This window comes from Mariniflexile litorale (assembly GCF_031128465.2).
Lineage (GTDB): Bacteria > Bacteroidota > Bacteroidia > Flavobacteriales > Flavobacteriaceae > Mariniflexile > Mariniflexile litorale.
The window spans coordinates 3,048,770-3,061,157 of the sequence record NZ_CP155618.1 but is presented as its reverse complement, the minus strand read 5'-3'; the positions used below and the strand labels follow the sequence as shown (position 1 = coordinate 3,061,157).

Below are 12,388 nucleotides of genomic sequence, written 5' to 3'. Positions count from 1 at the left end.
GAAACCACTTTGTAAAAAACAGGGTGATTTTTTCATTACTTTTATATTATGCAAATCCGCTCCACCAACATAGCAAAACCAACAACCTTTATTTGGAATGGGAAAGAAGAAATAACTGGTATTTATAAAACACCAACAAACAATCCTATTTATCTAACTAAAAATGAAGTTATTGGAGACGAAGTATCAGACCGCAAACATCATGGTGGTTTATATAAAGCTTGTTATATGTTTTCAGTAGAACAATACCCTTATTGGAAAAAACTGTATCCTAACTTAAACTGGAATTGGGGTATATTTGGAGAAAATCTAACTGTTTCTAATTTCAATGAAACCCAAGTATTTCTTGGTGATGTATATAAAGTTGGAGAAGCCTTGGTTAGAATTGCACAATATAGAGAACCTTGTTATAAATTTGGCTATAAGTTTGGAACACAAGCTGTACTTAAACAGTTTATAGAACACGGTTATGGAGGTACTTATTTAAGTATTCTTAAAGAAGGTACTGTCGCCGTTAATGATGAATTTATATTAGTTAAACGACCAGAAAACAGTTTAACAGTAGCCCAATTATTTCATTTGGCTTTTGCTAAAGAAAAAGATCAAAATTTATTGAATATTGCAGCAAACAGCGAATCTCTACCCCCTAAAAAAAGAGTGATTTTTAACTCATATATTAAAACCATATAAGTTCTTAACGCTAATTTTTCTTATATCTTTGCTCAATTATAAACAATATGAGCATTACACTTCTATCTTCACCTTTACAAGGTTTTACCGACTTTCGGTTCCGTAACGCTTTTCATCATTACTTTGGCGGCATCGATACGTTTTATGCACCCTACATTCGGTTGGATGGTAAAATGGTTATTAAGTCGTCTTATCAACGCGATTTGCAACTCGAAAATAATTCAACTTTAGAGGTTATTCCGCAGGTGATGACCAACGATCCCGATGGTTTTCTTTTTGTGGTGAAGTACATTCAATCATTAGGCTACAAAGAACTCAATTGGAATTTAGGCTGTCCCTATCCTATGGTTACGAAGCAAGGCATGGGTTCCGGACTAATCTGCGACCCCGAAAAAATTGACCACATTCTAAAACGTGTTCATAATGAAACCGATGTTATTGTCTCCATGAAAATGCGCATGGGTTACGAAACACCCGAAGAAATTTTGGATGTATTCCCTATTTTAGACAGCTATCCGCTTAAAAACATCGCCATACATGCACGTATTGGCAAGCAACTTTATAAAGGTGGTGTTAATTTAGAAGCTTTTCAGCGTTGTATAGACAGCACCAAACATAAGTTGTATTATAATGGTGACATCACTACGGTTGCCAAGTTTAGAGAGATGCAAGAGCGTTTCCCGAGCATCGACCATTTTATGATTGGTCGCGGCCTCATTGCAGATCCGTTTTTACCGAGCATGATTAAAAACAACACCACGGAATACCCTGCCAACCGTTGGCAAATTTTCAGCGAATTTCACGATACCATTTACCAGCAATACGACGCTGCGCTTTCTGGACCCACACCCATCAAAATGAAAATGTTAGGTTTTTGGGAATACTTTTCGCAGTCGTTTTCAAATCCACAAAAAACATATAAAAAAATTAAGAAAGCAGGTAGCCCAAGAAATTATACGCAAGCCGTTGCCGAAATTTTGAAAAACGAGAGAGCATTTAGCATTTAGCATTTAGCATTTAGCATTTAGCATTTAGCATTTAGCATTTAGCATTTAGCATTTAGCATTTAGCATTTAGCATTTAGCATTTAGCATTTAGCATTTAGCATTTAGCATTTAGCATTTAGCATTTAGCATTTAGCATTTAGCATTTAGCATTTAGCATTTAGCATTTAGCATTTAGCATTTAGCATTTAGCATTTAGCATTTAGCATTTAGCATTTAGCATTTAGCATTTAGCATTTAGCATTTAGCATTTAGCATTTAGCATTTAGCATTTAGCATTTAGCATTTAGCATTTAGCATTTAGCATTTAGCATTTAGCATTTAGCATTTAGCATTTAGCATTTAGCATTTAGCATTTAGCATTTAGCATTTAGCATTTAGCATTTAGCATTTAGCATTTAGCATTTAGCATTTAGCATTTAGCATTTAGCATTTAGCATTTAGCATTTAGCAAAATTAAAAATTCAAATTCAACCTGACTACTAATTCTAAGAGTTTTTTCATTTAGCTTTGCAACTTTGACTCTTTGTAGCTTTGACTCTTTGCAACTTTGATTCTTTGCAACTTTGACTCTTTGCTCCTATGGGACTTTAAAAGAATTATATTTGCCTTATATTTTAATACAGCATTTTGAAAGACCTTTTACTTATAACACCACCTTTTACACAATTAAACACGCCCTACCCAGCTACATGCTACTTAAAGGGTTTTTTAAATACTAAAAACATTGGTGCCTTTCAAATGGATTTAGGTATTGAAGTTATTTTAGAATTATTTTCAAAGGAAACCTTTCAAGATATTTTTGAAATCGCTTTCACCAACAACCTAATGATTTCCGAAAATGCGCAACGCATATATGCTTTAAAAAAGTCGTACTTACAGCCTTTAGATGATGTGATTGCCTTTTTACAAGACAAAAAACCAACCTTTGCGAGACAAATTTGCAGCGACCAGTTTTTACCACAAGCCTCCCGCTTTAATCAGTTAGACGATTTAGATTGGGCATTCGGTTCTATGGGCATGCAAGACAAAGCGAAGCATTTAGCCACGTTGTATTTAGAAGATTTATCCGATTTTATCATCGAATGCATCGATCCTAATTTTGGTTTCAGTCGTTACGCCGAACGTTTAGGGCAAAGCGCCAATGCTTTCGATGATTTATACACCCATTTACAAGCAGCCCCCACTTATATAGACGACATCACCTTAAAAATTCTTGAGGAAAAACTAAAAACAGTGCAACCTAAGTTAGTCTGTTTTTCGGTACCCTTTCCAGGGAATTTATACAGTGCCTTCCGTTGTGCGCAGTACATAAAAACAAACTACCCCCATATTAAAATTGCTATGGGTGGTGGTTTTCCCAATACCGAATTACGCTCGATAACCGACGTTCGTGTGTTTGAATTTTTCGATTTTATTACCTTGGATGATGGCGAATTACCCATCGAGTTATTAGCCTCCCCAAACCCCTCCAAAGGAGGAGAGTATAAACGCACTTTTATTCTAGAAAATGGCGCCGTGGTTTATAAAAACAACAGCACAAAACCCGATTACAAACAAAGTGATTTAGGTACACCTGATTATTCCGATTTATTGCTGAATGATTACATTTCAGTCATTGAAATTGCGAACCCCATGCACAGTCTTTGGAGCGATGGTAGGTGGAACAAACTCACCATGGCACACGGTTGCTACTGGGGGAAATGTACCTTTTGCGATATATCTTTAGATTATATAAAAATTTACGAGCCCATTGCTGCCAAATTATTGGTCGATCGCATGGAGCAACTCATGGAACAAACGGGAGAAACAGGATTCCATTTTGTGGACGAAGCTGCACCTCCCGCCCTAATGAAAGCCTTGGCTTTAGAAATTATAAAACGAAAATTGACCGTAACCTGGTGGACCAACATCCGGTTTGAAAAAAACTTCACCAAAGATTTATGTTTACTACTAAAAGCATCAGGCTGTATTGCTGTTTCTGGTGGTTTGGAAGTTGCTTCCGATCGGTTATTAAAACTCATCGATAAAGGCGTAACTGTAGAACAAGTGGCACGTGTTACCCGTAATTTTACCGAAGCCAACATGATGGTGCATTCCTATTTAATGTATGGCTACCCAACGCAAACGGTTCAAGAAACGGTTGATAGCTTAGAAATGGTGCGTCAGCTATTCGAAATTGGTGTGTTGCAATCGGGGTTTTGGCATCAGTTTGCTTTAACAGCGCACAGCCCTATTGGGTTAAATCCGTCGGAATACAATATTCAACCCCATTATAAAAACATCTCCTTCGCCAATAACGATGTGGAATTTACAGATACTACAGGTATTGACCATAACCAGTTTAGTTTCGGATTAAAAAAATCGCTTTTCAATTTTATGCACGGTATTGGTTTCGATATGCCGTTGCAAGACTGGTTCGAATTTAAAATACCCAAGACCAGTATTAAACCCGATTTCATCTACCAATGTTTAGAAACCGAAACGAATTTCAATATAAAACCAACCGCAAAAATCATGTGGTTGGGCACAGAACCTTTGGTGACTGAACATTCTAAAACCAAACGCGGCAACACCTTTTATTCGCTAAAACTAACATTTCACAACACAACCGACACCTTTGATATAACTTTAGAGAAAGATAAAGGCATCTGGTTTTTAAACCAATTAGATGCTTTAAACATAAACAACAACCAACTTCCCTTCTTTTCAGCATTAAAAAAAGATTTTGAAACCGAGTTTGAAGATTTTGAACTGTTTTGGTTTTCTAAACCTATGAATATTTTACGGGATAATGGGTTGTTGGTTTTGTGATGGGTTTTCTGTTTGAATAATCAGAAATAACAACTAGATTTGTTTGGAGTTGATATTTAACAAACAAGTAAATGAATACTAAGTCTAAAAAGAATGATTACACCCTAATCTTATTAATAAGTATAAGTATAATTTTATTAGGCTATTCAGCAATATATCTTATAAATTATTACTCTAATAATAACATCCTAATTTATTTTCCAGAAAGCGTAAGTAGTGATGGAAAAAAGCTAAATCCTAATGAAATTGGAGACACAATTGGAGGAATATTAAATCCTATCATAGGTTTCACAGCTTCAATACTTACATTTTTAGCTTTTTACATTCAATTTAAAGCAAACAAACAACAAAAAGAATTATTTAGACAAGAACTAGATTCGAACAAATTCGAAAGTCAGTTTTACGAAATGCTTCGCCTGCATAAAGAAAATGTGAATGAAATAAATATAAAATTGACATTTGACTCAAAAACACGTAATGAAATACATATTCAAACTGAAGATGTATCAGGAAGGGAATGTTTTAAATATTTCCTTGAAGAGTTAAAAATAATATATTTTGTTGCAAAGAAAAGCATTAACCTAATAACCCACGATAAAGCAATTAACATTGCATATAGCATATTTTTTCATGGCATAGGTGTTTTTATAAATAAACCGATTTACACAAAAGAAGAAAGAGAATTCTATGAGATTTTAAAAAGTTTAGAATATATAAATGACGGAAACAGAAATATTGGTACACGTGGTAATAAACATAAATTCAATGACTACGTTTCTGAAAAATCAAACTACTATGGAGCCAAAGTATTAAATTATGATTTATTCCAAGGTCATTCGGCAAATTTGGCACACTATTATCGACATTTATACCAAACAGTGAAATTCATTGCAAATCAAAATGATCAATTTTTGACATATGAACAAAAAAGAAATTATTTGAGAATATTACGTTCTCAACTTTCCAATCAAGAACAAGCTATGCTTTTTTACAATTGGAAATCAGATTTTGGTCATGGTTGGCAAAATAAAACAAATAAATATTTCACTGATTATAGAATGATTCATAATCTCTATAATGATTTATTAATCTCTGATTTTGATTTAAAAGTAATTTTTGATATTGAAAATTTAAATTATAAGAAAGAAATAAACAGAACTAATGATAGTTTATTTGAATTTCAAGATTGGTCAACACACATTCACAATGACTTATGAATTTAATATCATATAATTAATTTAAAGCCCCTAAAACACCTCCTCAACATGCTTCTTAATATTTTCTGATATTTTATCAATTGGTAAATCGTTAGCATCAAAACCAAATGGGTCTTCAATTTCTTCAGCAATTAACTCTAAACTTGCCAATACATAAAAAACAAAAATAACTACAGGAACGGCATAATACCCCAAACTAAACACGTAACCAAACGGCAAAGTCATCACGTAAAAAAAGATAAATTTCTTAATAAAAGCACTATACGAATAAGGAATCGGTGTGTTTTTAATACGTTCGCAAGCACCACAAATATCGGTAAACGATTGGACTTCGCTATTTAAAACGATGAGTTGGTCGCCCGTTATTTTTTTCTGTTCATGCAAATCATACACCTTTTGATAAATCATTTTAGCAACTTGATTTGGTCTATGTTTATGATGATCAATTTCTAAATCTAAATCTTCATAAAGCTGTAAACTTGTTTCCTTATCGGTTAAATGTTTTGCTAACATAGATGCATAACTAGGTATCAATCTTTTAAAATAACCTCTATCGTGATCCTCTTTCAACATCACACTTAATTTAAGCGCTAAGTTTCTACTGTTATTTACTAAGGCTCCCCATAGTTTCCGGCCTTCCCACCAACGATCATAAGCGGTATTGGTTCTAAACACCAATAATAAAGATATGACGAAGCCCAACATGCTATGCATCACCGTGATATTTGACAAATGGTTTTTAGCTGACAATTTCCAATATTCAAGCTCCAAATAACCCACACCATACGTGTAAATACCTATAAAAATCATCATAGGAATGAGTTTTCTAAAGGTATCCGATTTATGAAATTTAAAAATAAATGTTAGCCAGTCTTTGGGGTTGTATTGTACCATTAAGAATTTAATATTTTAAGTCGCAAAATTAGAAAATGTTACTGCTAAAATTAATCCTTTATATGTATTTATTTTTTCTTTTACCAAATACATGTTCGCTGTCAGTCTGAGCTTGTCTAAGACTATTAAAAAGGCACTTCGACAAGCTCAGTGTAACATTCTGGAGTTAATTGACATCTGTTTTACATGAAATAAATAGTCTCATAATAAACTTTTGAATAACACCCAACAGGTTAAAATTAGCAGAACAACTTTTATGTATCTTTGTGGCACATTATAATTATAATTCATGTCATTTAAAGACTTACAACTTAACAGACCTATATTAAGAGCCGTTGCCGAAGCTGGTTACGACAACCCAACCTTGGTACAAGAAAAAACCATCCCTTTTGTTTTGGCAAAAAAAGACGTGATTGTCTCTGCCCAAACAGGTACAGGTAAAACAGCTGCTTTTGCATTGCCTATTTTACAACAATTGTTCGATAAACAAGAAGGAAGTAAAAAAGGTAAAAAAATTAGAGCTTTAATAATAAGTCCTACGCGTGAATTGGCGATTCAAATAAATGAAAATTTTAAAAAATACAGCACGTACACCAATTTAAGAACCACCGTTGTTTTTGGCGGCGCTTCCATAGAACCTCAAATTGATGTGTTGAAAAAAGGTGTTGATATTTTAATTGCAACCCCAGGGCGTTTACTCGATTTACATAAACAAGACATTATAAACCTAGATTATATTGAAACTTTGGTTTTAGATGAAGCCGATTTAATGTTAGACATGGGTTTTATAGATGATGTGAAGAAAATTGAGCGTTTATGTACCAACGAAAAGCAAATTTTATTGTTTTCAGCAACCATTCCTTTTAAAGTAGAACAATTAGCAAATACCATTTTAAATACACCTGAACGTGTTGAAGTGGCGCAAAATTCTTCTACATCTAAAAATGTAGATCAAGCACTCTATTATGTGCCCAAGAAAAACAAAATCGAGTTGTGTTTACATGTATTAAGAAACAACATTAAAGGAAGCATTCTTATTTTTAGACGCACCAAATTTGGCGTTGAAAAGTTAGAGGAAACACTTAAAAAGAACGGTTATAAAGTAGAAAGTTTACATGGCGATAAAAGTCAGAATTTAAGAGAAGAAGCCTTAAATAATTTCAAATTAAACCATGCCAATATTTTAATAGCGACCGATGTTGCTGCACGTGGTATTGATATAAAAGAATTGGATGCTGTTATAAATTTCGATTTACCAAGTAAACCCGAAACCTATGTACACCGTATTGGGAGAACTGCCAGAGCTGGAAAAACAGGCACATCATATTCCTTTTGTTCTGCCGATGAAAAAGTTTATGTAGCAAGCATACAACAACTTATTCAGTTGCAATTGGATGTTATTGAAGATCACCCCTATCCTTTAGATCCAAAAGCAAAAAAGGAAATTCACCGTACACCTGGAAAAAGCAAGCATAAAAAAGGACGTAAAAGCGAAGCTTCTAAAAAGAAAAAGAAACGCTGGTACTAAATCAACATAAATTCCGTTAAATAATAGGTATCTTCACCAAAATATTTTAACAAGTTTATTTCTATTAACCATTATAATACCTCTAAATTAAACGATAAATGAGTTTTACAAACCCATTAGTTTACGGCATTCCCTTTTTTTTAGGGCTCATTTTACTAGAACTTACTTATAGTAAAACCCATAACCATAAGGACCTTTATAAATGGAAAGATTTAGGATCTAGCCTTACTATGGGAGTTGGCTCGGTGGTTTTAGCTCCTCTAGTTAAAACTATTTCTGCCATCATCATTTTCAATTATATTTACGAATTATTCAACCCTATGGTTAGTGGTATTCGTACTAATATTATGGGTTGGGAATCTTTTGGATATTCTTGGTATGTTTGGATTGCTTGCCAATTTTTAGACGATTTCAGTTATTATTGGTTTCACAGACAAAACCATATGGTACGTTTTTTATGGGCAGCACATATTGTGCATCACTCATCCGATAATTTTAACTTGGGAACAGCTGTTAGAAATGGTTGGTTTACCATTTTGTACAAACCGTTTTTTTACATGTGGTTACCTGCCATAGGCTTTCCACCAGAAATGGTTATTGTCTGTTTAGGAATCGAGGCACTTTGGCAATTTCAATTACATTCAACTTATGTTCCAAAAATGGGTATTATTGAAAAAATATTCAATACACATACCATGCACCAAGTTCACCATGCTAAAAATTTAGAATACATGGATAAGAATCATGGAGGATTTTTAAATATGTTCGATAAAATATTTGGAACTTGGAAGGAGTTAGATGACGATATAGATATTGAATATGGTGTTACAAAACCGCCAAATTCGTATAACCCTTTGGTGATATTAACCCATGAATATAAAGATATTTGGAACGATATGAAGAAGAGTCCCAATTTATATCATAAATTCATGTATGCCTTTGGTCCTCCAGGATGGAGTCATGATGGAAGCACTTTAACCATCAAACAAATGCGAAAAGAATTAGAAAAGAATCAACAGCAATTATAAATAAAATACACTTTTTAGACAGCCTCTTTTACTTTACTGGAAAATCAAAATAAGTACTTGGATATGGTTCATTATTTAAAGTAAAATGCCACCATTCTTTAGGATAATTTTTAAAACCAAATTGAAGCATTACTTCTTGTAAAAGCTGTCTGTTAGCTTTTTGAGTTTTGGTGATATTTTTATAGTCTACCCAAGAAGCTTCACCAAAAAAATCATAATTGCTCCCCATATCTAAGGGTTTGTTTGTATTCCCATCTATAATAGTAACATCTATAGTACTGCCTTTGCTGTGACCAGATCTGATAGCAATATAATCTTCTACAAATAAATTAAGTTTATCAACATCGGGGTAAAATGTTTGTTTATTAATGGTATCGTTTAATTTTTTCGCCCATCGTATAAAATGATTTACTGCTTTCTGTGGCCTATAGCCATCATAAACCAATAAACATAAATTTTTGCTTAGCAGTGCTTCCTGAACTTGTTTTAAAGCTAAAGCAGCCTCTTTTGTTAATATGAGTTTATTAGATTGGTAACCATCAATACGTTCACCAACAAAATTATTTTTAGTATTGTAGCGTAGTTCTACATATAAATCTGGAATAACAGAATTCACATACACGAACCCTTCTGGTAATTGCGCAATAGCACCGAAACAGACAAATACTAATAAAAACGTAACATAACACTTCATAACTAACACAAATTATGCTAATTTAGATAAAATTATATTTAATACATGGACTATCCTTGGCATTTATACTTAATGGCTCTACTTTATATAGCAGCAGGAGTCAATCATTTTATAAAACCTAAAATATATTTACGCATTATGCCAATTTACTTACCAAAACACAAATTATTAGTGTTTTTAAGTGGTATTGCAGAAGTTTTTTTAGGTATTATGGTATGCGTTCCTTTAGTGAAAGATATATCACTCATATTTATCATTACCATGTTGATAGTTTTTCTATTAGTACATTTTTATATGCTTTCTAGTAAAAAAGCTTCGGCAGGATTGCCAAAGTGGTTACTTATTTTAAGAATTCCTCTGCAGATTCTACTTATGTATTGGGCTTACAGCTATTTAAGGTTATAAAAATAAATATAATAATATCAGTAAAACTATAAAAACAAAAAAACCGAGTTCCCTCAAACTCGGTTTTCTTTCAATTTGCTTATTTTATTACGAAGTAGATTTAGGATTCCTATACCAACAACATAATGCAAATATTAATTAATTAATCCATTGAACTAAAAAGTGTGTTATTTAGTACCCTCCAAATATATAATTAAAAAACAAATACAAACGATTAAATACAATAAAATTCGATAAAAAGCATATAATTTTAACATTTTCAGACGAAATAACACTAATATTCGATAAAATACATCGCTAACAATTGTAATAAACTAAAAAATGCACCCTAAAAAGAGTGCATTTTTACTAACTAACCAACTAAAATATGAATTACATTTCTAAGTTTAAAGTAACCACTCAATAAACCCTACAAAATGCAACAAGTATACATATACAAATAGTGTGCCAAAACCAATAATTACATTAATAAATATGAAATTAAAAATAACACCATATAAACAAGAAACTTATAAATAATAGATAGCTACCGTTAGTATATAAAATATAATTATAAGATATTTGCTTTTTAAAAAAACTAATCGACTAATGAAAAAAATATTATATATCATATTTTCGCTATTAATTTTTGCCTGTAGCAAAGAACAAAACGATTTAACAGTAAAAGTTGAGGTAAATGGCTTAAAAAAAGGAGTCCTTTATTTGAAAAAAGTAAAAAATGAGAATTTGATTACCATCGATACTATAGCAGTAAATGGGCAATCGGATATTCTATTACATGCATCTTCTTTAGAATCACCTGAAGTTTTTTATTTATTTTTAGATAAAAACAGTTCAGAAAAGGATCAAATTGTATTTTTTGCTGATAAAGGTGTTACTGAAATAAAAACTAATGTTAAGAATTTTGGATATGGAGCCACTATTAATGGATCTGAGCAACAAAAGATATTTGAAGAATATAAATTGATGAAGACCCGTTTTAACGGACAAAATTTAGATCTTATTAAAGAAAATTTTGAAGCATTAAAAAAAGGAGATACATCTAAATCTAATGCCATTCAAAAAAAATCTGATAATAATTTAAAACGCCGCTATTTATTTACTGTTAATTTTGCTTTAAACCATAAAGACAGCGAGGTAGCGCCTTATTTAGCTCTAACAGAAATTTATAACGCTCGAGTTAAATTTTTAGATACCATTAATAACTCATTAACACCCAAAGTAAAAGCTTCTAAATACGGGAAAGAGTTACAAGTGTTTATTGATAATATAAAACAAGCGGAGAAGTAATTAAACCTTATAACCCAAAAAGCAAACGACCTTTCCATTGGAAAGGTCGTTTGCTTTTTGGGTAGTTGGTAAAAACACATCCAGTATCTAATATGTTTAAATAAAAAAACTCTCCAAATGAAGAGTTTTTTTATGAAGAGCCGATGGAGGGACTCGAACCCACGACCTGCTGATTACAAATCAGCTGCTCTAGCCAGCTGAGCTACATCGGCGATTTACGGATGCAAATATAACCGCAAAAATTATATTTGCAAGCAGTCTGGTAAAAAATTATGCTAAATTATTAATTTTTTCAATTAACGCTGTTCCCTTAGTTTCTAATTCTGCGCTAATAGCCTTAAAATGAGCTTTTGGATTCTCTACATTCTTTGCATTCACTTTAGAAATTAATTCGTCAAAAGTTATGATCGCTTCATCAATAACTGCTTCGCTCTTTTTTGTATCCTTACTTGCGTTTGTTAATTCCCAAACATAAGCTGCTTCTATAATATCTCCTAAAACGTAATTAATATCTTTTTTTAGGTTTCTAACATTTGCCATAATTCAATATTTTTAAATTTCATGCAAAACTACATTAATCTTAAACAAAATTCTCATAAAAGCTTACTAATTTTATAAAAATTATTATTACATTTGGTGTTGATGAATGCAATAAAGTTGTCATATAACCTAATTTGTACCCGAACCTCTCAACAGGTGAAGTCGGTGGCGTGTTTTATGGCCAAAAACAAAACTTATATGCATCTTGAATAAACGTTAAATAATACAATTTATCTATATCAATAAAGGTGCTTTTTTTAAAGGCACCTTTTTTATTTTAAATC

General features: G+C 32.3%; 11 protein-coding genes and 1 tRNA gene. 8 read left to right on the top strand and 4 right to left on the bottom strand.

Annotated features, from left to right (window positions below):
- Nucleotides 1-48: 48 nt before the first annotated feature.
- From QLS71_RS12805 to QLS71_RS12790, 4 genes are all read left to right on the top strand, one after another.
- Nucleotides 49-690 carry an MOSC domain-containing protein gene (locus tag QLS71_RS12805; protein ID WP_308992697.1) on the top strand — a complete coding sequence of 214 codons (642 nt, stop codon included), beginning with the start codon at nucleotides 49-51 and terminating at the stop codon, nucleotides 688-690.
- Nucleotides 691-737: 47 nt separating this feature from the next.
- Nucleotides 738-1,697 carry a tRNA-dihydrouridine synthase family protein gene (locus tag QLS71_RS12800; protein WP_308992698.1) on the top strand — a complete coding sequence of 320 codons (960 nt, stop codon included), beginning with the start codon at nucleotides 738-740 and terminating at the stop codon, nucleotides 1,695-1,697.
- 627 nt (nucleotides 1,698-2,324) lie between these two features.
- Nucleotides 2,325-4,508, top strand: coding sequence for a radical SAM protein (locus QLS71_RS12795; protein WP_308990806.1), 2,184 nt, complete (start codon nucleotides 2,325-2,327; stop codon nucleotides 4,506-4,508).
- A gap of 71 nt (nucleotides 4,509-4,579) precedes the next feature.
- Nucleotides 4,580-5,725, top strand: coding sequence for a putative phage abortive infection protein (locus QLS71_RS12790; protein ID WP_308990807.1), 1,146 nt, complete (start codon nucleotides 4,580-4,582; stop codon nucleotides 5,723-5,725).
- Nucleotides 5,726-5,755: 30 nt separating this feature from the next.
- On the opposite strand, the gene QLS71_RS12785 is transcribed toward QLS71_RS12790, so the two are convergent.
- A complete protein-coding gene (locus tag QLS71_RS12785; protein WP_308990808.1) occupies nucleotides 5,756-6,619 on the bottom strand; it encodes a bestrophin family ion channel in 864 nt (287 codons plus the stop codon).
- A 289-nt stretch (nucleotides 6,620-6,908) separates the two neighbouring features.
- Here QLS71_RS12785 and QLS71_RS12780 point away from each other — a divergent pair, with 289 nt between their 5' ends.
- Together QLS71_RS12780 and QLS71_RS12775 are read left to right on the top strand one after the other, a co-directional pair.
- Complete coding sequence (locus QLS71_RS12780; protein ID WP_308990809.1) at nucleotides 6,909-8,147, top strand: DEAD/DEAH box helicase; 1,239 nt, start codon at nucleotides 6,909-6,911, stop codon at nucleotides 8,145-8,147.
- Between the two features lie 98 nt (nucleotides 8,148-8,245).
- The gene (locus tag QLS71_RS12775) at nucleotides 8,246-9,175 is read left to right on the top strand and encodes a sterol desaturase family protein (RefSeq protein WP_308990810.1); all 930 of its coding nucleotides are present in this window, start codon (nucleotides 8,246-8,248) and stop codon (nucleotides 9,173-9,175) included.
- Nucleotides 9,176-9,203: 28 nt separating this feature from the next.
- On the opposite strand, the gene QLS71_RS12770 is transcribed toward QLS71_RS12775, so the two are convergent.
- Entirely contained in the window at nucleotides 9,204-9,869 is a 666-nt protein-coding gene (locus QLS71_RS12770) for a M15 family metallopeptidase (RefSeq protein ID WP_308990811.1), read from the bottom strand.
- Between the two features lie 45 nt (nucleotides 9,870-9,914).
- Here QLS71_RS12770 and QLS71_RS12765 point away from each other — a divergent pair, with 45 nt between their 5' ends.
- Both QLS71_RS12765 and QLS71_RS12760 read left to right on the top strand, forming a co-directional pair.
- Nucleotides 9,915-10,274: a hypothetical protein gene (locus QLS71_RS12765; protein WP_308990812.1), complete on the top strand. Its 360-nt coding sequence runs from the start codon at nucleotides 9,915-9,917 to the stop codon at nucleotides 10,272-10,274.
- A 588-nt stretch (nucleotides 10,275-10,862) separates the two neighbouring features.
- A complete protein-coding gene (locus QLS71_RS12760; protein WP_308990813.1) occupies nucleotides 10,863-11,564 on the top strand; it encodes a DUF4369 domain-containing protein in 702 nt (233 codons plus the stop codon).
- Nucleotides 11,565-11,702: 138 nt separating this feature from the next.
- Here the strand turns inward: QLS71_RS12760 and QLS71_RS12755 are convergent.
- Together QLS71_RS12755 and QLS71_RS12750 are read right to left on the bottom strand one after the other, a co-directional pair.
- Nucleotides 11,703-11,776 (bottom strand) — tRNA-Thr (locus QLS71_RS12755).
- A gap of 58 nt (nucleotides 11,777-11,834) precedes the next feature.
- Nucleotides 11,835-12,104: a hypothetical protein gene (locus QLS71_RS12750; RefSeq protein ID WP_308990814.1), complete on the bottom strand. Its 270-nt coding sequence runs from the start codon at nucleotides 12,102-12,104 to the stop codon at nucleotides 11,835-11,837.
- Nucleotides 12,105-12,388: the final 284 nt, after the last annotated feature.